Origin of the sequence: Aquirufa lenticrescens (assembly GCF_019916085.1) — a bacterium.
Taxonomy (GTDB): Bacteria; Bacteroidota; Bacteroidia; order Cytophagales; family Spirosomataceae; genus Aquirufa; species Aquirufa lenticrescens.
On sequence record NZ_CP049834.1, the window covers coordinates 217,501 to 239,580 of the forward strand.

Here is a 22,080-nt window from a genome sequence, read left to right on the forward strand (position 1 = left end):
CAGCTATGCTAATCAACTGAGGGTTAGTCGGGGGCTAAGGGTCTAGCGAAGGCGACAACCTAATGCACAACAGGTTAATATTCCTGTACTTACTTATTGGGCAAATAGATGACGGAGATTACAGGTTACCAGATACTGACGGAATAGTGTCTTTGAGAGGCGGCAGCAATGCCAAAACGAGTGTAGTGAGTAAACTTCCAAGAAAAGTCTAGGCGTGTATAACTAATAAGTAACCCGTACCGTAAACCGACACAGGTGGTCGAGAAGAATATTCTAAGGCGCTCGAGTGAATCACGGCTAAGGAACTCGGCAAATTAACCCTGTAACTTCGGGATAAAGGGAGCCACGAGCAATCGTGGCCGCAGAGAAATGGCCCAGGCGACTGTTTAACAAAAACACATGGCTTTGCTAAATCGAAAGATGACGTATAAGGCCTGACACCTGCCCGGTGCTGGAAGGTTAAGGGGGGATGTTAGTGGCAACACGAAGCATTGAACTGAAGCCCCAGTAAACGGCGGCCGTAACTATAACGGTCCTAAGGTAGCGAAATTCCTTGTCGGGTAAGTTCCGACCTGCACGAATGGTGTAACGATCTGGGCACTGTCTCAGCCGTGAGCTCGGTGAAATTGTAGTAACGGTGAAGATGCCGTTTACCCGCAACGGGACGGAAAGACCCCATGAACCTTTACTATAGCTTAGCATTGAGTTTTGGTACTGGATGTGTAGGATAGGTGGGAGGCTGTGAGCCGGTGTCGCTAGGCATCGGGGAGCCAACGTTGAAATACCACCCTTCTTGTACTGGAATTCTAATCCCCAAAGGGGAGACATTGCTTGGTGGGTAGTTTGACTGGGGTGGTCGCCTCCAAAAGAGTAACGGAGGCTTTCAAAGGTTCCCTCAGCACGCTTGGTAACCGTGCGTAGAGTGCAATAGCAAAAGGGAGCTTGACTGTGAGACCGACAAGTCGATCAGGTACGAAAGTAGGATATAGTGATCCGGTGGTTTAGTATGGAACAGCCATCGCTCAAAGGATAAAAGGTACTCTGGGGATAACAGGCTGATCTCCCCCAAGAGCTCACATCGACGGGGAGGTTTGGCACCTCGATGTCGGCTCGTCACATCCTGGGGCTGGAGAAGGTCCCAAGGGTTCGGCTGTTCGCCGATTAAAGTGGCACGCGAGCTGGGTTCAGAACGTCGTGAGACAGTTCGGTCCCTATCTGTTGTGGGCGTAGGAATATTGACAGGTTCTGACTTTAGTACGAGAGGACCGAGTTGGACTGACCGCTGGTATATCAGTTGTTCTGCCAAGGGCATAGCTGAGTAGCCACGTCGGGACCAGATAAGCGCTGAAAGCATCTAAGTGCGAAACTGACCTGAAGATGAGTATTCCATGAAGGGTCCGTGTAGACGACACGGTCGATAGGCTACAGATGTAAAGACAGTAATGTCAAAGTCGAGTAGTACTAATTACCCGAAAGCTTACCTTTTATTAATTTATACACTGCTGTTTATTTTATCTCACAATATGGCTAAAGGCTAAAACCTTGCAAAAAGTATGGAGCCGATAGGACGGGTGTTCACCTCTTCCCATCTCGAACAGAGAAGTTAAGCCCCGCACCGCTGATGATACTGGGATCAAACCCGGGAAAGTAAGTAAGCTCCAAGTTATTTAAAAAGACCTGCACCGAAAGTGTGGGTCTTTTTTTATGCCTAACAGTGGGCAGTAGACAGTAGTCAGTGGACACTAGTCAGGAAACAGAGTAGAGAGTATAGAGCAAAGAGTAGAGATACGGCATAAAAAAGAGGCTGCCGCCTCGTTTTTTATCCATTCATGTATGAAATATTTCCTTCGGACTACCTTCCTTCGGACTCCTGATGACTGCATTTACCATTCACCACTCACCACTCACCATCTCTTCTCTCTTCTCTATAATCTATACTCTTATTTCCTTTTGCGAATTGCTCGCTCTTGAGTATCTTTGCAACACTATTGCAAACACGCAAAAGAATAAACATTTAGTTAAATGTCTAATAAAAAGTATAAGCACTTATTGCCAGTTGAAAAAGTGGGAGTTTTTCTCTCGCTTCTTTGTGCTATACATTGCCTTGCTTTGCCACTTATTCTATTTGCAGCACCTTATTTAGCTAGTTCTATTGCTTTTAGTCCTATGGCTGAATGGGTTTTGGTTATTGGTAGTTTTGGAATGGCATTGCTTCTATTATGGCAAGATTTCCGTAAACATAGAAAACCGATGCCTTTGTATTTTTTGGGATTAGCGGTATTGATTAAATTAGTGGATACGTTGGTTGGGATGAAGTCGATTGAATGGATTTTTGGCCTATCATTAGGTGTCTTTATTACCTTAGCCTATTGGTTTAATTACAAGCATAAAACGGCTTGTACCTGCAAAATCAAGTAGTTGATATCTTTAAACGCGGGATTTTTGTATCTTTATATCCTATCCCGGTTATAAATACTATTCAGTGAGCATTTCCTATCAACCCGTTATTGGCCTTGAAATTCATGCACAGTTACAGACGAACTCGAAGATTTTCGCGAGTGACCCTGTGCTTTTTGGTCAAGAAGCAAACACCTTAATTTCCCCTATTTCGTTAGGTCATCCAGGGACACTCCCTTATTTGAACAAAAAGGTGGTGGAGTTTGCTATAAAGATGGGTTTAGCGATTGGTTCTAAAATTGCCCCCCAGCAGTATTTTGATCGTAAGAATTATTTTTATCCAGACCTTCCTAAGGGATATCAAATTACACAGGATAAAACGCCTATTTGCGTAGGTGGTTCGGTTTTGGTTCATCTGAAAGAAGGGGATAAGAGAATGGAGTTTCACCACATTCACCTAGAAGAGGATGCAGGTAAATCGGTTCATGAGGGAGATAACCCCTTTAGTTTTTTGGACTATAATAGAGCTGGAACGCCCTTAATAGAGATGGTGACAGAACCGACTATCCATTCCTCCGAAGAAGCTTTTGCCTTAGTCTCTGAGGTACGTAAATTAGTGCGCTACCTTGGGGTTTGTGATGGAAATATGGAAGAAGGCTCTTTGCGAGCGGATGTTAACGTTTCGATTCGCCCAGCAGGGACGACTACCTTAGGTACGAAAGTGGAGATTAAGAATATGAACTCTCTTCGCAATATTCAACGGGCGATTGAGCACGAAATCGTTCGTCAAACGAAGGTGTTAAACGAAGGTGGAACGTTAATTCAAGAAACGAGGACTTTTGATGCTCATACGGGAACCACGCATTCTATGCGGGTGAAAGAGACGATGAATGATTACCGGTATTTCCCTGAGCCTGATTTGGCACCTTTGGAGATATCAGAAACTTGGTTGCAAGAAATAAAAGCGGCTATGCCTTTATTGCCTTGGGAACAAGAGCAAAAGTTAGTGAAAGAATTTGGCTTACCTGCTTATGATGCACACTTCTTAGCGGATACGCGTGAAATGGCGATCTATTTTGAAGAGGCTGCGTCCTATTCTAAAGCGTATAAATCGATTTCGAACTGGCTAATGGGGCCTGTGAAGTCCCATTTGAACGAAAAAAATCAAACGATTACAGATTTTGAGTTAAGCCCGAAGACTTTGGCTGAATTAGTGGATTTAGTTGAGTCGGGGAAGTTGACACATAATTTGGCGGCGCATCAATTATTTCCTTTGGCCATTGAAAATCCTAGTAAATCGCCTTTACAGATTGTTGAGGAGCAGGGTTGGTTGAACGCACAATTGGGTGATGAATTAAATACTTGGGTGCAGGAAGCAATCGCGGCCTACCCAGATAAAGTGAAGGAATACCAAAAAGGAAAGAAAGGATTGATCGCCTTGTTCATCGGAGAAGTGATGAAGAAATCGAAGGGAACCGCCGATCCTAAGCGTGTGAATCAATTAATGTCAGAAGAACTAGCGAAAGCATAAATGAGATTAATCGGAATCATATTGTTATTTGCGACCGCCATTCAGGCTCAAAATTTTGAGTTACGCGTCGAAGCAAAGACGGTAGTTCCGGGTAAAAAAATCTATTTAGAATACATTAATGAGTTGGGCAAGATGGTTAAGATCGACTCAGCAAGTCCATCTGCTCAACGTAAAGTGATTTTTAAAGGGAAGGTAAAAGACCAAGGGGCTTTCTACTTGTTGAATTTTTTTGATACGCCTAAGCCACAAAAAGTATTGGTCATTTTAGAGGGAGGGGAAACGATTGATATCGTCGCAGATGGAATCAATGATGAGGAGGGCAAGAGTTCCTTTACGATGAAAGGGGATTACCCTAATGTAAAATTTATGCTTGAATTGATGGCTATTTCGAAGGAAATGGAGGTCAAAGTCCGCAAGTGGAACCAAGAGATTCAATTGGATCAAAAGCAAGAGAAACGTATTCAAGCGGAGTTTACTCAAGCTCAAACCGCTAGCACGAATAGGATCAAAGCGCTGATTCCGCAGATGGGGAGTCATTTAGTCGCGCTTTGGGCAACGAATTTTTTGCCTGCGGAGAAAGAGATGGCTTCGCTGATGGAAATTGCGGATAGGTTAGGGAAGGCTAGACCGAATCATCCACAGGTGCAGCAATTTGTTACGAATTTACAGCGATTACAGGGAGTGAATGAAGGGGCAATGGCTCCGGAGATTAATTTAGCGACGCCTGAAGGGCCTAATTTGGCCTTAAGCTCTCTACGTGGGAAATATGTGTTGATTGATTTTTGGGCAAGTTGGTGCGGTCCTTGCCGCCGGGAGAATCCGAATGTAGTGAAGACGTATGCTGCCTATAAAGATCGAGGGTTTGAGATTTTTGGGGTGAGTTTAGATCAAAACAGGGAGGCCTGGCTGAAGGCAATCGAAACAGATAAATTAGTCTGGAAACACGTATCTGATTTACAATATTGGAACTCTGCAGGTGCGCAAGCGTACCAGGTAAACTCCATTCCACAGACTTTCTTAGTCGATCCTGTAGGTCGAATTATAGCTAAAGGATTGAGAGGGGCGGCTTTGGACCAGTATTTAGCCAAACTATTTGAAACAAAGTAATATGAAAATAGCGATCATTGGTTGTGGAAATATGGGTATGGCATTCGCCAATTCCTTCATTCAATATAATTTGGTTTCCAAAGAGGAACTCATTCTGATCGAAAAGAATAAAGAGCGCGGCGATATTCTGCAAGAGCAAAAAGCGGGGATCGTAGTTGATACGATTTCGGAGAAAGTGGCCGTGGCTGATTTGATTATCTTATCGGTGAAGCCTCAAGATTATCCATCTGTCTCCGCAGAATTAGCTCGATTTATCCAGCCTAATCAGATCATATTGTCTATTATGGCGGGTATTCCGATTGCGAATATCCAGGCTAGTTTATCACATGATTTAGTGGTTAGGGCTATGCCGAATACGCCTGCACTGTTAGGCATGGGGATGACGGCTTTTGCGGCTGCTTCCGCTGTAGGGATGTCGGATATTCGGAAGGTGGAAAACCTAATCAATTCAACGGGTCGTGCGGTATTCCTAGAGGAAGAAGGCTTATTGGATGCAGTGACTGGTTTGAGCGGTAGTGGTCCAGCGTATTTCTTCTATTTGATTAAAGCAATGATTGATGCCGGTGTTCAGATGGGCTTTGAACCAGCGATGGCGTCTCTTTTAGTTAAGCAGACGATGCTAGGTTCCTATCATTTAATGCAAACCAGCGATAAGACTTTGGATGAATTAATTCAAGCGGTTGCCTCGAAAGGGGGAACGACTGAAGCTGCGTTGAAGACTTTCCAAGAAAATTTAGTGGCAGAAGGATTGCAAAAAGGAATTATTGCGGCAAAGGATCGTGCCAAAGAATTAGCCAATTAATTGACCGATTTCAGCCTCATTTAATTGACGGCTGATAATCTCGCCATTCGGAGAATAAGAGGGGTTTGTGCTCGCAAACAATTGCTCCACTAAGGCAGACATTTCTTCTGCTAACAGTTTCTTCGACTGATATCGAATCGCCGCACGGTTTGCCAGAATGCGTGCGATTTTTTCGGAGTGGTTTTGGCCTAAATCTGACGCCTCATTCTTCACTTGTTCTAAAATTCCCTCTAATAAATTCTGACCATCTTCCTCACCTATTCCGGCCGGCACCCCCTGAATCCAGTAATTTTCTTCTGCATCCTTTGTAAGCCCAAAACCTAAATCGGTAATATCGCCTAGGATTTCCTCCACTAAGACAGCATCTGTCGGATTAATCCGGAGAATCTGCGGGAATAATAATTGTTGAGAAACGCCATTCTTCTTCACCAAATTCTCGGAGAACTGATCAAACAAGATTCGCTGGTAGGCCTTCTTCTGGTCAATGAGCAACATTCCGCCAGACAGGGTCACCACCAAAAACTTATTCAATATCTGAATGACTTGGAAATTGGTGTGCGTAGAACTGTCCGAAGTCCACGTGTTGGCCTTGCTTTGAATTGTTGTGGCCGGCTCACTGAATAAATTCGTTGTCGGCTCAGCTACATCACCTCGTTCAAAAGCTTCAATATTGTCATTTAAGCCCTCGTAAAGCTTCTTCCAAGCATCTTGAACAGGACGAGGGGAATTCGAGCCTGAAAACGAAGGAATCGAGCCCGTAGGTGCCGGAGCCCCACCAGGATTACGGAAGTTTACGTTCGCATCGAAATCGAGCGATGGAATTAGATGATTTAAACTAAGTGTCTTCCGAATGGCTGCTTGCAAAATGGCATAGATCGATCGTTCATCATCAAACTTGATCTCCGTTTTTGTAGGGTGCACATTGATATCAATGTGCGCAGGATCTAGCGTTAAAAACAAGACATAGAAAGGGAAGGTGCCTTCGGGAACTAAACGTTCATATGCGCTCATCACTGCGTGGTGCAAATACGAACTCTTGATGAATCGATTGTTCACAAAGAAGAATTGCTCACCGCGTGTTTTCTTAGCGTATTCTGGACGGCCCACGTAGCCTTTGATGCTGACGTAGTTGGTGTTTTCCTCGCAAGCGGCTAATTGTTCTCGGTAGGTTTTGCCAAACAAGTCCACGATTCTCTTGCCCAGTTTTTCAACAGGAAGGGAATAGGTTTCTTGTTCGTTTTGGATTAAGGAGAATTTGATTTCTGGGTTGGCTAACGCGATACGTTGGAACTCGTCCAAAATATGGCGCATTTCCACGGGGTTAGATTTTAAGAAATTACGACGCGCTGGGATGTTGTAGAACAGGTTTTTGACAAGAATTGACGTGCCTTTAGGGGCGGCCACTTGTTCATTCGCCTTTAATACGGAGGCTTCCATGCGCAACAAACTGCCGAGCTCGTCTTCTTCCCGGCGTGTTTTCAATTCCACCTGGGCTACTGAGGCGATAGAGGCCAAAGCCTCCCCTCTGAATCCCATCGTGCGAATCGCAAACAGGTCTTCAGCCTTGCTAATCTTGGAAGTGGCATGTCGTTCAAAAGACATAATTGCATCTTGTGGCGACATTCCCTTGCCATCATCGATGACCTGAATACTGACTTTTCCCGCTTCCTTCACGATTAATTGCACGAAGCTTGCGCCTGCGTCAATCGAGTTTTCCATCAGTTCCTTTACCACAGAGGCTGGTCGCTGTACCACCTCACCTGCCGCAATTTGATTTGCGATAGCATCAGGAAGCATTTTGATCAGATTGTGCATAAATGAATAGGGAAACGAGTGGACAAAGATAAGGGATTAAACAAAAAAAAGGGAATGTTGCCATTCCCTTTTTTCGTAAGATAGGTTGGGTTGAATTACTTCAATTCAACTTCAGCACCAGCTTCTTCTAAAGATTTTTTCAAACCTTCAGCTTCGTCTTTAGATACACCTTCTTTAACAGCTTTCGGTGCAGCATCAACTACATCTTTCGCTTCTTTCAAACCTAAACCAGTTAAGTCTTTTACTAATTTTACGATCGCTAATTTGTTAGGACCAGCAGCTTTTAAGATTACATCAAAAGATGATTTCTCAGCAGCAGCATCACCACCTTCAGCGCCACCAGCTGCAGGACCTGCAACCATAACAGCACCAGCAGCAGCTGGTTCGATACCATACTCATCCTTAAGGATAGTAGCTAATTCGTTTACTTCTTTTACAGTTAAGTTCACTAATTGTTCAGCGAACGCTTTTAAATCTGCCATTTTTTGAAAATTTAATTGTTAAGAATTAATAATTTATTGGAGTTTTCACTCCGGTAAAACTTGGTAATAATTACTCAGGGCGCTCAGACAAAGTCTTCACGATACCAGCTAATTTCTTCTCACCGCTTAATAATGCTGAAACAACATTTTTAGCAGGCGATTGTAATAAGCCAATAACTTCGCCAATCATCTCGTTTTTCGACTTGATGTTCTCTAGTGCTGTCAATTGACCTTCGCCAATATAGATACCACCTTCGATAGACGCAGCCTTGAATGCAATTTTGTCTTTTCCAGCTTCTTTACGGAAGTCTTTGATCAATTTTGCAGGTACTTTAGCATTTTCAGTTGCGAAAATGATACCTGACATTCCTGTCAAAACTTCTGCATCTAAAGAGGAATAATCTGTTCCCGTTTTAGCTAATGCTTTAGAGATTAATGTGTTTTTGAATACTTTGTACTCAACACCTCTCTGAAAACAAAGGCTACGGAATTGATTAGCTTCGGCTACAGTTAAACCGGCTGTACTTGCAATGTAGAAGTACGGAGTCGCAGCGAACTTTTCGCTCAACTCATCAATAATCTGATTTTTTTCTTCTCTTGTCATGATTACAATCCAGCTACAGTTCCCTTATCGATGATAATGCCCGGAGACATTGTCGATGACAAGTTGATCGATTTAACATAAGTTCCCTTTGCAGAAGACGGCTTTAATTTAATCAACGTGTTGATTACTTCTAAAGCGTTATCTACAATTTTATCAGCTCCGAAGGACACCTTACCGATAGAGGTATGGATGATACCAGTTTTATCAACTTTAAAGTCGATTTTACCAGCTTTTACTTCGTTTACTGCTTTTCCTACTTCCAAAGTTACAGTACCTGACTTTGGATTAGGCATCAGACCGCGAGGTCCTAAAACACGTCCCAAACGGCCTAATTTTGCCATCACAGTCGGCATAGTAATGATTACGTCGATATCGGTCCAGCCGCTCTCGATTTTTGCAATGTAATCATCTAATCCTACGTGATCAGCACCGGCTGCTTTTGCCTCCTCTGCTTTATCGGGCGTACATAGTACAAGTACACGTACGTCTTTCCCGGTTCCGTGAGGTAGGGCAACCACGCCACGAACCATTTGGTCCGCTTTGCGGGGATCTACTCCTAAGCGGACATCAATATCCACTGAGGCATCGAATTTTGTATAAGAAATTTCTTTCAAAATCTCCGCTGCTTTCTCAAGCGAATACGCTTGCGTTGCATCGTATTTTGAAAGGGCTTCCTTTATTTTCTTCGTAAGTTTTGCCATTACCTTTTAATTAAAATGTTTATTTCTGATGGTTAAATCAGAACGGTTTATCACCAGAAACAGTAATTCCCATTGATCGAGCCGTTCCAGCAATCATACTCATTGCTGCTTCAACTGTAAAACAGTTTAAATCTGGCATCTTAGTTTCCGCGATAACGCGTACTTGATCCCAAGTTACAGAACCTACCTTTTTCAAGTTAGGTTGAGCTGAACCAGATTTAACCTTCGCTGCTTCCAATAACAAGATTGGTGCAGGAGGAGTTTTTACAACGAAATCAAACGATTTGTCTGCGTAATAAGTAATTAGGACCGGCAATACTACGCCGTTCTTATCTTGAGTTCTCGCATTGAATTGCTTACAGAACTCCATGATATTTAATCCTTTCGAACCTAAAGCAGGACCGATGGGTGGTGAAGGATTGGCTTGGCCACCTTTGCATTGAAGCTTTACGTAGCCAGCTATTTCTTTTGCCATGTTAAAACATCGTTTATTTAGTGAATTTAGAGGTTTATCTGCCAATAAGGGTGGAAGCTTCCTTATCTGATTCCCCTCCGGGTGACCTTTCCGCGTAACAATGACGTTCCGGCCCAATCCCCTCTTGAAATTTTCAAAACAGAGATTGCCGCTTTTTAAACGGACTGCAAAATTAGAGCTTTTATTCTATAATACAAATACTTAGGCAAAAAAAAGTCCTGAATTTTCGTTCAGGACTTTTCAAGCTTCTCTAAATGGAGAAATATTATTTTTCTACTTGAGCGTAGTTCAATTCAAGTGGTGTGTTACGTCCAAAGATCTTAACCATAACGGATAATTTCTTCGTGTTTTCGTGAATCTCTTCTACCGTTCCTTCGAAAGTGGCGAATGGACCGTCAATTACGCGAACCGTTTCACCTTTAATGAAGGTAACTGAAGCAAATTCTTCTACCGCAGCTGATTCATCGACTTTACCTAAGATGCGATTTACTTCAGCTTGGTTAATAGGTACAGGCTTCTTAACGATTACTTTCGTTTTCTTTACTTTTCCGCCTTCAACCTTAGTTACTTCTACTTCTTCATTATTTGCTTGCAAGAAACCAATAACGCCAGGTGTCGAAGTTAAGATATGGCTAACCTCTCCAGCTAAATCTGCTTCTACTAAGATATATCCAGGGAACAAGTTCTTCTCGCGAATCACTTTTTTTCCTTTACGGATTTCGTAAATCTTTTCTGTAGGAATAAGAATTTGAGGAACTGAATCTGACACGCCTTGACGTGCTAATTCGTTCTCCATATAGGTCTTTACCTTCTTCTCTTGTCCTGAGATTGCTCTCAACACATACCATTTAGTCTCTGCCATGGTTGTAACCTATTTATTAAAATGAAGTATAAAATAAATCCAAACCAGATTTGAAGACTAAATCAACCGCACCTACTAAAAGGGCGAAGATTAAAGAAGCCACCAAAACTAACACAGAACTCGACTGTAAGTCAGAGAATGCGGGCCAAGTAACGTTTTCTGTTACTTCTGTCCATGATTCTTTGATCAATGATGTTGATTTGCTCATAAGTTAACCGATACCGGTATTTAATTTACTTAGCACGGGCACAAGGATTCGAACCCTGACCAAAGGTTTTGGAGACCTGCATACTACCATTATACTATGCCCGTAGAAAGGATTGCAAATTTAGCCAAATTTTGACAATTTACAAATCCCCTTCACATTATTGTTTGATTACCACTGAGAATAGCTCGTAGGTTCTAAGAATTTTCGCACCGTTCTAGAATGGCTATTCGCGTATTTGGCATCAGCAGAAATACGTTTCCAATCTGGATTTGCTTGAAATTTTGCCCAATTGGCATCGCGTTCTGCCATATTTTCAAAGGAAACCATGTAGCTTAAGCAAGGGGTGTTTTCACCAGCAAGTACCTCTCCAAAGAATACATTATGTAAACCTACCGTGTCAAAGATCTTCAATTCTTCGTCATTAAACATCGCAATTTTACGCTTCAAAGCATCTTCGTTGTATGCCTCATAGGTTCTCCATTCGTAGATACGACCTGGATTAGTGATAGGCAATTTCAAGGAAGGGTGCCCTGCAAAGCCTTTGGCAAGATACGTCGAGATCTTCTCGAACATCGGTTTGTCTAGTCCTACATTCTCAAAATAAGCTTTCGCTGCCTCTTGATAGGTGGCATTTTTCTCTAGCGCATCTTTGTATCCCGCATAAGAGGCAAGAGAAGAGAAAGGGATAGCTACTACCACAATACCTGGTTCTGGCTTTCCATAATCTTTGAATACGCCCACCTTGGAAACCCCATAAGAGTTAAGTGCAGGAATTAAGGCTTTGGAAAGATAGGATTCTAAAAGAGCCGTATTTCCTTTGAACTTCATTTGATAGGTTCTGATTTCATAATATTCTTGTGCGGAAACGGCAAAGCTGCACAAAAGGAGTAAAAAGAGTAATTTTTTCATAGAATGGATTGTTTTATACTAGCAAGGTACAAAAAAAAAGAGCGGTCACTGACCGCTCTTTTCCGTATAGGCTAATAAAAATTAGTCTAAGATTTCAGTTACCTGACCTGCACCTACAGTACGGCCACCTTCACGAATCGCGAAACGTAAACCTTTGTCCATAGCTACTGCGTTCAATAACGTAACATCAATTGTTAAGTTATCACCAGGCATACACATTTCAACTCCTGCAGGTAAAGTGATTTCACCTGTTACGTCTGTCGTACGGAAGTAGAATTGTGGACGGTATTTGTTAAAGAATGGAGTGTGACGTCCACCTTCTTCTTTTGACAAGATATAAACCTCTGCTTTGAATTTAGTGTGAGGCTTCACTGAACCTGGCTTACAGATTACCATACCACGACGGATATCAGTTTTCTCAATACCACGTAACAATAAACCTACGTTATCACCAGCTTCACCGCGATCTAAGATCTTACGGAACATCTCAACACCAGTTACAACTGATTTCAAGTTTTCAGCTCCCATACCTAAGATATCAACTGCTTCACCTGAGTTAATAACACCAGTCTCAATTTTACCTGTTGCTACAGTACCACGACCTGTGATCGAGAATACGTCTTCAACTGGCATCAAGAATGCTTTATCAACATCACGCTTAGGAAGTGGAATCCAAGAATCTACTGCCTCCATTAACGCTTCGATTGTAGCTACCCACTTACCATCTCCGTTCAATCCACCTAAAGCAGATCCTTGGATTACTGGAATGTTATCGCCATCGAATTCGTAGAATGAAAGAAGCTCACGGATCTCCATTTCAACTAATTCTAATAATTCTGGATCGTCTACCATGTCCACTTTGTTCATGAAAACTACCAATTGAGGTACACCTACTTGGCGAGCCAAAAGGATGTGCTCACGAGTTTGTGGCATCGGACCATCTGTAGCAGCAACTACTAAGATAGCACCGTCCATTTGTGCAGCACCAGTTACCATGTTCTTCACGTAATCCGCGTGACCTGGGCAGTCAACGTGTGCGTAGTGACGGTTAGCAGTAGAGTATTCTACGTGCGCTGTGTTGATCGTGATACCACGTTCTTTTTCTTCTGGAGCAGAGTCAATGGAAGAGAAATCTTTTTTCTCAGCAAGACCTTTTTCAGAAAGAACTTTAGTGATAGCAGCTGTCAAGGTTGTTTTACCGTGGTCAACGTGGCCAATCGTACCAATGTTAACGTGGGGTTTACTTCGGTCAAAATTCTCTTTTGCCATGATTATTTAGTTCTTAATTTAGTTATAAAAAGTTTCAAATGTACTCGTTCAATGGGCCTTGCTTAATCGTAGAGCCTTTGAGCAGGATTGAACTGCCGACCTCTTCCTTACCAAGGAAGTGCTCTACCACTGAGCTACAAAGGCATAACCTTGCGGCCTCTTGTTAATCTCTTTCGACTAACCAAAACAAAAATATCGCTAAGAGGGATTTCTCCCTTAGCAACATTTTTTCGTTTCGAGCGGGAGACGGGGCTCGAACCCGCCACCTATAGCTTGGAAGGCTATCGCTCTACCAAATGAGCTACTCCCGCTTGCTGAATCCTCCTGTAAAAAGGATTCAAGGTAATAAAAAAATGGTGGGGACAGATGGATTCGAACCACCGTAGGCATTCACCAGCAGATTTACAGTCTGCCCCATTTGGCCGCTCTGGTATATCCCCTTCATTTGTGCTTTCAGTGTAACGTTCCACTGAAATAGTTCGCAAAAGTAGCTCATTTTTTCATTTCCGCAAACACATCCGTGAAAAATTTCTAATAAATTTTTACAATAATCGGATTCCAAAGGCTAATCCACGCATTTCTGGACCCTTACCTGGTTCAAAAAGAGGACTCAAATCATAACTAAAGAACAAATCAGGAAAATGACGAAGCGCAAATTCTGCTCGTACGCCATATCGGAAAGGATTAACATACAAATTGCTCGTCTCTTTACGCAAGTTTCCACTCTCCTCTTCGATCGCTTTGGTCCAGGTATCTAATCGATAGGACATATATCCACCGATGGCAATCATTTGAACCGCTGATTTCTTATCAAAAACGAAATGAGGCATAATAGGCAAGGTTAGGTACGAAACGCTCATCTTGTTCTTGCTCATAGCCACTTCTTTTCCGGTAGAGGAAGTAATGGTTGTGAATTGCACGCTATTAGGCCCTTTGGTAGCGATACGGTTATGATCAAAACGGAAGTTATACCAATCGATTTCCAGACCATAGCCTAAACGGAAGGCGGATTTCTTGCCCTCTGAAAGTGTCACGAAACGAGAAATTTCGATGCTTGCATACCGTGATCCCATGGGATCTAGCGTGAAGTTAGGAACGTAGGCAGGCGCTCCTGGATACGGAATAGCCAGTTCAGGCTCCACACCTGTTAAGGCATTTAAACCTAAATAGAAGTTTAAGCCCCTTCTGCTATATAGATTAGGGCGCTTGATTTTAGTCGAATCTTTCCCCCAAATCACCTTTGTTACCTCATTCCCTTCTCGGTGGTAAACCCCATCCCATGTCACGTGCGTCTCCTCATTACCGTCTTTTACGTGCACGCCGTCTAATCCCACCCGCACTTCTTCTTTTTTACCTGACCACTGACCACTGTTCACTGTCGACTGGCTACTGGCTACTGACTGCTGATTGCCCACTCCAGACTTAAATATCCCAATCTTCACTTGGCTATTCCCAATTCGGACAGAAAGGCTGCTGTCTCCATCCGAATCTGTTTTAATAGCTTTTCTAATATCTTGCCAAAGGCTATCACTTAATACCAACCCTTTTTTAGAGAAGGCGATTTCTAGTTCTTCTCTTAGCGTACGTTTTGAACTTCCCGCATCTAAGAGAGTTTGGTTGCGTTTGTCAATTTTTAACAGGAGCGAATCTTGTGCTTCTTTGGCATATAGACTTATAGTGCTCAATACTAGGCAGATGATGGCGATGATCTTTTTCATATTTATTGTAATTGTAAGGTGCGTTTAAAATTCTCTTCTGTTTTTACGTAGGTATTGGCTACGGTGTGTATGCTGTTTTCAAAGGCGGCGTTGCCCTCTTTTAGTTTTTGCCAATTCACCGGTTCTCCATCCAACGCTTGTCTGATTTCACCAACGATTTTCCCGAAAAGGGATTTTCTACGTTTTTGCTGTGTAAAAGCAGGCTTCACTTCTTCTTCTACGATGGGATTAATGTCAAGGCGCACGGTGACAATCTCTGGTGATTGCTCCTCCTTCTTCTCTATGGCTGGAACCATGGTGATGACATCTTCTTTCACAGATTCCTCGATTACCGACGTAATGGGCGCTGCTCCATCCGATGCTGGTTGTAAACTAGCTTTCTGAAAAGTAGGTTCTGTTGCCTTAATCGGAACTATCAAAGTCTCAGATTCAGATGTTGCGACTTTTTCCACTGGAATGTCTGTTTTTTCGATGACACGCGTCACCTCTGCGGAACCCTCTTCTGGTGCCGTCTTCCAATTCCAGCTCAGACCCAGCGCAATCAATAGCATGGCTGCTGCCGCCCAATAGATAGGGAATCGGCGAGTAGGCTTTTCTTCTAGCCTTTCTTCTATTCGCGACCACAATCCCTCGGGGATGTCTTCGGATTTGTTTTGGAGTTGTTCTCTCCATTTTTCCTCTACAGAATTCCAATTCTTCATAGCTGTAAGGTGATTAGTTGATTTTGTAATAAGGCTCGTGCACGGGATAACTGAGACTTAGAAGTTCCTTCTGAAATCGCTAATAAGTCCGCAATTTCCGCGTGGGAGTAGCCCTCTATGGCATATAAATTAAATATAGTCCGGTAACCGGTAGGTAAGGTGGCGATTAAGTTTTCAATTTCTTGCACTCCTAATTGCATTAGTGTCTCATCTGGATGAGCCAAGTCAAAGGCCACATCGATGTCCACCGGATAGCGATCTTTGTTTTTGCGAATCGACATTAAGGCCTCATTTACCATAATCTTGCGAATCCAGCCCTCAAAACTCCCGCCTCCTTGGTACTGGTCAAGTTTAGAGAATACCTTCACAAAACCTTCCATCAAGGTATCCTCTGCTTCTGAGGTGTTCGTGATATACCGTTTCACCACGGCGAGCATCTTTCCTGCCATTTTTTGAAACAAGAACTGTTGCGCTTGTCGATTGTTTTGTCGGCAGGCGGCGATGAGCTCGGTTTCAGAAGTAAAGGATGGTAAACGTGTACTCAAGTGTTCAATTTCTTATTCGACTGCAAAGATGGCATAAAGCGCTAAATGGTTGCGTCAGTTTGAAAAGAATTTCAAAATTCCGTTCTTTGTTGAAATTAGCATTATGCCAAACTCAGCGCCCATCGGGATTTTTGATAGTGGAATTGGAGGATTAACTCTGGCGCACGCCATTACCGAGTTGATGCCGCAGGAGAATATCATCTATTTTGGGGATACGGCGCACTTGCCTTATGGTGATAAATCGGCGACTGCGATTCAGGCGTATTCGGTGAAGATTTGTAATTTGTTGTTAGAAAAGAATTGCAAGCTGATTTTGATTGCGTGTAATTCAGCTTCGGCGGCGGCCTATGATTTAGTGAAGGCTTATGTAGGGACGAAGGCCAAAGTCGTGAACGTGATTGACCCGGTGATTGCGTATTTGGACCAAAACTGGGAAAACAGAACCCTCGGTTTAATTGGAACGAAACAAACCGTCAATTCGGGGATCTATGCGAACAAGGCAGAAGCGCTGGGAAAGCATATACAGGTGAAATCTTTGGCAACCCCTTTATTAGCCCCGATGATCGAAGAGGGTTTCTTCTCTAATTCAATCTCTGAACACATCATCAAAGAATACTTGGCACAACCTACCTTGCAAGGTATCGAAGGTTTAATCCTAGGATGTACTCATTATCCGCTGATTAAAGCGCAGATCGATGCCTATTACAAAGGAAGCATTTCGGTAATTGACACGTCCATCATTGTGGCGGAGGAAATCAAACGGATATTAACGTCTGAAGATATGTTGCACAATGGCAAAGAGTCGAGCCGCCAGTTCTATGTCTCGGATTATACAGATTCATTCGAAAAGTCTACCCAAATCTTCTTTGGGGAGGCTATCAAATTAACACAATACCCGATCTGGGATTAATTAAGCGTTGTTGCTGAAAAGTTGAGAAACTTTTTGACGAAGGCGGAGCTTTGCTAAGCGAGCTTGCTGTTCTTGCTTGCTTTGGCGAAACCATAAAAAAGCAATCGCTGCCACGATTAAATAGGGCGCGGCTAATAAATATAAAATACCCGTATTCAAGCCTGTCGCAATATTCGACCGACCATTCGAAATACTACTCTCGACAGTCGTCCGGCACATCGCACACTGCGCTACCGCATCGATTTGTGTTAACAGCAACAAAGCTACCAAGATGAATACTTTCTTATACATAATAAGGAGAAATCAATAAATACACGATAACGCCAGAAACCGAAACGTATAACCAAATAGGGTAGGCCCATTTCACAATGGCTTTATGTGCCACAATGTTATTCGTTAAGGCATAATAAATCGCTTTTAATACTAAGCGAACCACACCTATCGAAAGCACGATGTGCGAAATCAATAAGAAATAATACACGGGACGAATCCAACCTTCACCACCAAAAGGAGTCGATGGATTTGAAATATGGTACAGAATATACAGTACTAAGAAAAGAGAACCTTGTATAAAGGCTGCTCCCATCGCCTTACGGTGTAAGCCAATGTTTCCGCTTTTTACGCCAATTAAACCAATGACTAAACTTAAGGCTGTCGTCGAATTCAATAGGCCTATGACGTGCGGCAATACTTTAGTCCATTGACCTAAATTGATTTTTGTTTGAATCCCAATCAAAATTGCCACCGCCACCGGGATTGCTACCGATAACACATTAATTAACTGGTCGTTTTTTTTATTTGCTTCCATCGTGTTTACTCGTTGGTATAGATACTTTTCAATACTTTGATTTCAACTAATAGGCGATCCACCTCTTTTTTATCGGTTCCGTCATAAAATCCACGGATGACACCTGCTTTGTCTACTAATACTAACCGCTCAGAGTGGATAAATGTTTCATCCGGATTCTTGATAGCTGCATCATATTCGGAAGCATCCGCTAGAGGAACGTGAAATCCTTTTAAGACTAATGGATAAATAACCTTCTTTTCGCCGGTCAAAAAATACCATTGTCCCTTATTTGCATCAAAGCGTTTTGCATAGGCTGCTAGCTTTTCCGGCTGATCAAATTTAGGGTCAACAGAAATCGATAGCAATTGCACTTCAGGATCTTGGTGAAAAGTATCTTGAACACGGCTTACTTGCGAAGTTATTTTAGGGCAAATGGTAGTGCAACGAGTAAAGAAGAAACTAGCAACGTAGATTTTGCCCTTCAGGCTGTTCGAGTTAAATGTCTTACCCGTTTCGTCTGTGAGTGAGAAGGGAGGAATGGTTTGGAAGACCGTATCCATCTCCGCCTCGTTCCAGCGTGGATTCAGGCGTTTCGCCATTTTGATTTCTCCCGTCGTCGAATCGATGGCCGGAATGTAGCGCGGAAGGCTAAAATGATTCGTGCCAAAAGTCTTCAGTCCTAAATAAACAAAGACAGGCAATATTAATACGAGAAATAATATGCCTGTCTTTTTATTCATTACCTGAAAAGGAAATTAAAATCAATATCAATATAAGTGACCACCTTCGTAGATCAAGGCCACTAAAAGCCATACTACGAAAACAGTAGGAATTAAAACCGCCCAAATCAAGGATTTTACTTCATGCTTTAAGTGCATAAACTCACCTACGATATAGAACGCTTTCACAATGGTCATTCCACAGAAGATCGCTACACGTAAAGTGCTAGCTGCCATCGTGAAGGCAATAACGAATTCGATTGCTGTTAAAATCAAAAGAATCCAAAATGTTTTCCAAATCGCGCCTGTATTAGGAGCTGGAATTTCTTTTTCTGAGGTTCCGTGTACTACGTGCGAAGCCATATATAAATCGATTATAAGATTAAACTAAATAGAAGAAGGTAAATACGAATACCCAAACTAGATCGACAAAGTGCCAGTAAAGACCTACTTTCTCCACCATTTCATAATGACCTCTACGCTCATACACTCCTGTAGCTGCGTTGAAGAAAATTAAGATGTTTAAGATCACACCTGAAAATACGTGTGTTCCGTGGAAACCAGTAATGAAGAAGAATAAGTCAGCAAAGGCTGGAGGTCCATATGGATTACGAACTAAGTTCGCTCCTTCGATCGGAGTGCTAACCCCATCAATGATTTGCTTTGCAGCTAAAGTTAAATCTTCTGGACCGTGGATAAAGTGCGTCCACTCCCAAGCTTGAGAACCTAAGAAAGTAAAACCACCTACAATCGTCCAAAGCATCCATTTCTCCACATCTTTGCGGTCACCACGGTGTCCAGCTTCTACCGCCAGTACCATCGTTACTGATGAAGCGATCAAGATAAACGTCATGATACCTACGAATACTAAAGGCAATGACATTCCGTGTAAGAACGGAACGGCTTCAAAAACTTTTTCAGGAATAGGCCAGTGAGTCGTAGAGAAGTAAAAATCCGCAGGTGCGCCTTCCCATGCTGGTTGGCTAAAACGAATCATTCCGTACGTGATCAAAAGGGCAGAGAATGTGAAGGTATCCGATAAAAGGAAGAACCACATCATCAATTTTCCATAACTAGACTTTAGGGGTTCAGAACCACCTTGCCAAGTTAAATTTTCTGGAACCGCTGGGGCAGCGTGTGCTACTGACATAGGTATAAGCTTAATTGTTAATCAATAAAAATACAAATAAATAAAGCCACAATGCATCTAAAAAATGCCAATAAGTGGCGCAAATCTTAATTTGAGTCAATTGCTTTGCATTTATCTTCAATCTAAAGGCAGCCACTAAGGCGAAAATTAGAACGATTAGGCCAGAAACAAGGTGTAAGCCGTGTAAGCCAGATAAAACGTATACAAAAGAACCAGACGGATTACCAACAAAATAAACGTTCATCTCCACTAATTGGATCCAACCGTAAAATTGCATTATTAAAAAGAGCAATCCGAGCACAAAAGTAATAGAAATACTCATTCGAAGTGCATTAAATTGGTCTTTTTTTGCAGCTAAAAGTGAGTAATGCATCGAAATACTACTCAAGATTAAGACGCCTGTGCTGTAAGTAAATAAACTAGGCATCTCAAATTCTACCCAGTTCCCTTCTGCTTTTCTTACTAGGTAGGCTGATGTGAAAGCCGCAAAAAGCATGATGATGGAAACGATAAATAACCACATTGTAAAAATTTTCGGGTTGACCGAACGGGTTTCAGCCGGTTCGATCGCATTTTGTTGTGCGTTCATGATTTAAACTTTATCAAATAATAAGGCAATTTGTATGATGATTAAATAGAAAAACGAACCAAACATCATCCACTTGGCGGCCTTATCTGTGGGGCGCATCATGAGGTAAAAGGTTTGGCATAAAAATAGAATCCCCGCTACCACCGTGATGATCGCAGATTGAATTCCAGTGATGTGCAGCAAATACGGCACAAATCCCAAAGGCACTAAAAAGAGCGTATAAATCATGATGGTGAAAGCCGTTTTAATGTCTTTCTTTCCATCGTTTGGCAACATCTTAAATCCTGCCTTGCGGTAATCCGCATCCGCCACCCAAGCGATTGCCCAGAAGTGCGGGAATTGCCAGAAAAATTGGATTGCAAATAAAATGCCAGGCTCCCAGCCAAAATGACCCGTAGCAGCCACCCATCCGATCATAGGAGGGAAGGCTCCAGGAAAGGCTCCCACAAATACAGAGATAGGTCCAACACGCTTTAGTGGCGTATACACATAGCCGTAAAGCACATAGGAAAGTAATCCAATTAAGGCTGCTTTCCAGGTGAAAAAACTTAATAGGCCTAAAGCGATAACAGCCAGCACATAACCAAAATTACGGGCTTGTTCTGGTGTAAGGGTCTCGGTAGGCAAAGGACGTTTCGCCGTCCGTTTCATCAATTTGTCAAGTTCGATCTCCTTCAATTGATTCACGATGTTCGCTGCTCCGGTTAAGACAAAACCCGCTAATGAAATTAAGAAGATTCCGAGGGGCTTGTGGTCAATGGGTGCTAATAAATACCCGAACGTCCCAGAGAAGGCTACCGTCATGGATAGTCTCGATTTTAATAGGGCAATATAGGGTTTTATAGACGACATTTAGGCGTTTTTTGTTTGTATCCAAGAGCTGATATGCCAGCCCATTAATACTAATGAGATTAAAAGATGTACTGCTTGACTACCTAAAGGTAAAGCGAAGTAGGCCATCAATATTCCGGTTCCCAGTGAAATGCCGATCAATAGTAACACTCCTTTTCGGTAGGTCTGTAGCGGACTTTCATCTAATTTTTTCCAAAGGATCAAATGGCAAATCAAAATCACCCAGGAGAATGTTCTGTGGATGATGTAGCCGAAGTCTAGGTTCGCGATCCATTGGTCTTTAGCCCCTTCTCCTACCGCTTTGATCACGTGATCCATGTTCTCCCGTACTTGTGTACCTAAGATGATTTGGACTAATACGATTAACAAACTGATCCCAATCCACTGGCGATTCACCATAGGTATAACCTCGGAGGAAGATTGATTGTTTAAGGCTTTCACTAAAAAATAGATGACCCCGATGGACAATAACATATGTGCGGTTACTACCCCTGGCAATAGAAAAGAGTCGACCACATATTTGCCTAATACTGCGTTAGCGAGGATTAAAACTAAGCTTGCCAAAGTAGGCAAGAATACCTTTCTCCCTTCTCTATAAGCTAATGCAGTGGTGATTAATACGATAAATCCCGTCAAAGCACCTAATAGGCGATTAATATATTCAATCCAAGTTTTCGTAGCATTGAATTCCACCTCGCCGTGTAGCTTGTCTTGGTAAATGACTTCGTAATGAAGGGGCAATTCTTCTACTTTAGTAGGAGGTATAAATCGTCCAAAACACTTTGGCCAATCCGGACATCCCATTCCTGATCCTGTGCTGCGTACGATTCCGCCGGCAAGGATAAGCAAATAAATGCTCAGGAGTGAAAGGGTTGCGAATTTTCTAAAGTCCATTTTTGGGGTAAAAAAAAGATGCATCTAAATGAGATTCATTCGGATGCATC

At 42.5% G+C, this 22,080-nt stretch carries 25 protein-coding genes, 4 tRNA genes and 2 rRNA genes (1 of these 31 only partly in view); 7 read left to right on the forward strand and 24 right to left on the reverse strand.

From position 1 onward, the window contains the following. The 6 genes from G9X62_RS00990 to proC all read left to right on the forward strand — a co-directional run. A 23S ribosomal RNA gene (locus G9X62_RS00990) occupies positions 1 to 1,485 on the forward strand (it extends 1,348 nt beyond the left edge of the window). A 67-nt stretch (positions 1,486 to 1,552) separates the two neighbouring features. Continuing rightward, a 5S ribosomal RNA gene (gene rrf, locus G9X62_RS00995) occupies positions 1,553 to 1,664 on the forward strand. A 358-nt stretch (positions 1,665 to 2,022) separates the two neighbouring features. Continuing rightward, on the forward strand, positions 2,023 to 2,418 hold the full coding sequence (locus G9X62_RS01000) for a MerC domain-containing protein (RefSeq protein WP_223130973.1): 396 nt from the start codon (positions 2,023 to 2,025) through the stop codon (positions 2,416 to 2,418). A gap of 64 nt (positions 2,419 to 2,482) precedes the next feature. Continuing rightward, a complete protein-coding gene (gene gatB / locus G9X62_RS01005) occupies positions 2,483 to 3,928 on the forward strand; it encodes an Asp-tRNA(Asn)/Glu-tRNA(Gln) amidotransferase subunit GatB (protein ID WP_315857622.1) in 1,446 nt (481 codons plus the stop codon). Next, positions 3,929 to 5,035: a TlpA family protein disulfide reductase gene (locus G9X62_RS01010; protein WP_223130974.1), complete on the forward strand. Its 1,107-nt coding sequence runs from the start codon at positions 3,929 to 3,931 to the stop codon at positions 5,033 to 5,035. 1 nt (position 5,036) lies between these two features. Further along, a complete protein-coding gene (proC, locus tag G9X62_RS01015) occupies positions 5,037 to 5,837 on the forward strand; it encodes a pyrroline-5-carboxylate reductase (RefSeq protein WP_223130975.1) in 801 nt (266 codons plus the stop codon). Here proC and mutL read toward each other — a convergent pair. From mutL to G9X62_RS01095, 16 genes are all read right to left on the reverse strand, one after another. Then, a complete protein-coding gene (gene mutL / locus G9X62_RS01020; protein WP_223130976.1) occupies positions 5,826 to 7,652 on the reverse strand; it encodes a DNA mismatch repair endonuclease MutL in 1,827 nt (608 codons plus the stop codon). The two genes, proC and mutL, sit on opposite strands and share 12 nt — an antisense overlap. Before the next feature lie 95 nt (positions 7,653 to 7,747). Next, positions 7,748 to 8,134 carry a 50S ribosomal protein L7/L12 gene (rplL, locus tag G9X62_RS01025; RefSeq protein ID WP_223130977.1) on the reverse strand — a complete coding sequence of 129 codons (387 nt, stop codon included), beginning with the start codon at positions 8,132 to 8,134 and terminating at the stop codon, positions 7,748 to 7,750. A 70-nt stretch (positions 8,135 to 8,204) separates the two neighbouring features. After that, complete coding sequence (gene rplJ / locus G9X62_RS01030) at positions 8,205 to 8,738, reverse strand: 50S ribosomal protein L10 (RefSeq protein WP_223130978.1); 534 nt, start codon at positions 8,736 to 8,738, stop codon at positions 8,205 to 8,207. Positions 8,739 to 8,740: 2 nt separating this feature from the next. Continuing rightward, positions 8,741 to 9,439, reverse strand: coding sequence for a 50S ribosomal protein L1 (rplA, locus tag G9X62_RS01035; protein WP_130894753.1), 699 nt, complete (start codon positions 9,437 to 9,439; stop codon positions 8,741 to 8,743). A gap of 37 nt (positions 9,440 to 9,476) precedes the next feature. Next, on the reverse strand, positions 9,477 to 9,914 hold the full coding sequence (gene rplK, locus G9X62_RS01040; protein ID WP_130894754.1) for a 50S ribosomal protein L11: 438 nt from the start codon (positions 9,912 to 9,914) through the stop codon (positions 9,477 to 9,479). A 265-nt stretch (positions 9,915 to 10,179) separates the two neighbouring features. Next, complete coding sequence (gene nusG / locus G9X62_RS01045) at positions 10,180 to 10,776, reverse strand: transcription termination/antitermination protein NusG (protein WP_223130979.1); 597 nt, start codon at positions 10,774 to 10,776, stop codon at positions 10,180 to 10,182. 16 nt (positions 10,777 to 10,792) lie between these two features. Continuing rightward, complete coding sequence (gene secE / locus G9X62_RS01050; protein ID WP_130894756.1) at positions 10,793 to 10,984, reverse strand: preprotein translocase subunit SecE; 192 nt, start codon at positions 10,982 to 10,984, stop codon at positions 10,793 to 10,795. Positions 10,985 to 11,017: 33 nt separating this feature from the next. Continuing rightward, positions 11,018 to 11,088 (reverse strand) — tRNA-Trp (locus G9X62_RS01055). Positions 11,089 to 11,152: 64 nt separating this feature from the next. Then, complete coding sequence (locus tag G9X62_RS01060; RefSeq protein WP_223130980.1) at positions 11,153 to 11,893, reverse strand: NIPSNAP family protein; 741 nt, start codon at positions 11,891 to 11,893, stop codon at positions 11,153 to 11,155. Between the two features lie 81 nt (positions 11,894 to 11,974). Beyond that, entirely contained in the window at positions 11,975 to 13,162 is a 1,188-nt protein-coding gene (tuf, locus tag G9X62_RS01065; RefSeq protein WP_223130981.1) for an elongation factor Tu, read from the reverse strand. 72 nt (positions 13,163 to 13,234) lie between these two features. After that, positions 13,235 to 13,306, reverse strand: a tRNA-Thr gene (locus G9X62_RS01070). A gap of 94 nt (positions 13,307 to 13,400) precedes the next feature. Further along, positions 13,401 to 13,473 (reverse strand) — tRNA-Gly (locus G9X62_RS01075). Positions 13,474 to 13,516: 43 nt separating this feature from the next. Beyond that, a tRNA-Tyr gene (locus G9X62_RS01080) sits at positions 13,517 to 13,602 on the reverse strand. Between the two features lie 102 nt (positions 13,603 to 13,704). Beyond that, positions 13,705 to 14,880, reverse strand: a complete 1,176-nt coding sequence (locus tag G9X62_RS01085) for an outer membrane beta-barrel protein (RefSeq protein WP_223130982.1) — start codon at positions 14,878 to 14,880, stop codon at positions 13,705 to 13,707. 2 nt (positions 14,881 to 14,882) lie between these two features. Beyond that, positions 14,883 to 15,581: a hypothetical protein gene (locus G9X62_RS01090; RefSeq protein ID WP_223130983.1), complete on the reverse strand. Its 699-nt coding sequence runs from the start codon at positions 15,579 to 15,581 to the stop codon at positions 14,883 to 14,885. Continuing rightward, positions 15,578 to 16,126, reverse strand: a complete 549-nt coding sequence (locus tag G9X62_RS01095) for an RNA polymerase sigma factor (protein WP_223130984.1) — start codon at positions 16,124 to 16,126, stop codon at positions 15,578 to 15,580. The genes G9X62_RS01090 and G9X62_RS01095 overlap by 4 nt, the downstream gene beginning before the upstream one ends. Before the next feature lie 103 nt (positions 16,127 to 16,229). On the opposite strand from G9X62_RS01095, the gene murI reads away from it, so the two are divergent. After that, positions 16,230 to 17,036 (forward strand): glutamate racemase, encoded by an 807-nt coding sequence (gene murI, locus G9X62_RS01100; protein ID WP_223130985.1) that lies wholly within the window; start codon positions 16,230 to 16,232, stop codon positions 17,034 to 17,036. Here the strand turns inward: murI and G9X62_RS01105 are convergent, their stop codons facing one another. From G9X62_RS01105 to G9X62_RS01140, 8 genes are read right to left on the reverse strand one after another with little or no spacing between them, the layout of a single operon-like run. Continuing rightward, complete coding sequence (locus G9X62_RS01105; protein WP_223130986.1) at positions 17,037 to 17,327, reverse strand: hypothetical protein; 291 nt, start codon at positions 17,325 to 17,327, stop codon at positions 17,037 to 17,039. It lies immediately after the preceding gene. Then, complete coding sequence (locus G9X62_RS01110; protein ID WP_223130987.1) at positions 17,320 to 17,844, reverse strand: DUF420 domain-containing protein; 525 nt, start codon at positions 17,842 to 17,844, stop codon at positions 17,320 to 17,322. Before G9X62_RS01110 ends, G9X62_RS01105 begins: the two co-directional genes overlap by 8 nt. 5 nt (positions 17,845 to 17,849) lie before the next feature. Beyond that, positions 17,850 to 18,566, reverse strand: a complete 717-nt coding sequence (locus G9X62_RS01115) for an SCO family protein (RefSeq protein WP_223130988.1) — start codon at positions 18,564 to 18,566, stop codon at positions 17,850 to 17,852. Positions 18,567 to 18,593: 27 nt separating this feature from the next. Continuing rightward, complete coding sequence (locus tag G9X62_RS01120) at positions 18,594 to 18,908, reverse strand: cytochrome C oxidase subunit IV family protein (RefSeq protein ID WP_223130989.1); 315 nt, start codon at positions 18,906 to 18,908, stop codon at positions 18,594 to 18,596. 19 nt (positions 18,909 to 18,927) lie between these two features. Further along, the gene (locus tag G9X62_RS01125; RefSeq protein ID WP_223130990.1) at positions 18,928 to 19,695 is read right to left on the reverse strand and encodes a cytochrome c oxidase subunit 3; all 768 of its coding nucleotides are present in this window, start codon (positions 19,693 to 19,695) and stop codon (positions 18,928 to 18,930) included. Between the two features lie 10 nt (positions 19,696 to 19,705). After that, positions 19,706 to 20,284 carry a cytochrome c oxidase subunit 3 gene (locus tag G9X62_RS01130; RefSeq protein ID WP_223130991.1) on the reverse strand — a complete coding sequence of 193 codons (579 nt, stop codon included), beginning with the start codon at positions 20,282 to 20,284 and terminating at the stop codon, positions 19,706 to 19,708. 3 nt (positions 20,285 to 20,287) lie between these two features. Then, positions 20,288 to 21,136 (reverse strand): heme o synthase, encoded by an 849-nt coding sequence (cyoE, locus tag G9X62_RS01135; protein ID WP_223130992.1) that lies wholly within the window; start codon positions 21,134 to 21,136, stop codon positions 20,288 to 20,290. Then, positions 21,137 to 22,030 carry a COX15/CtaA family protein gene (locus G9X62_RS01140; RefSeq protein WP_223130993.1) on the reverse strand — a complete coding sequence of 298 codons (894 nt, stop codon included), beginning with the start codon at positions 22,028 to 22,030 and terminating at the stop codon, positions 21,137 to 21,139. Between the last annotated feature and the right edge of the window lie 50 nt (positions 22,031 to 22,080).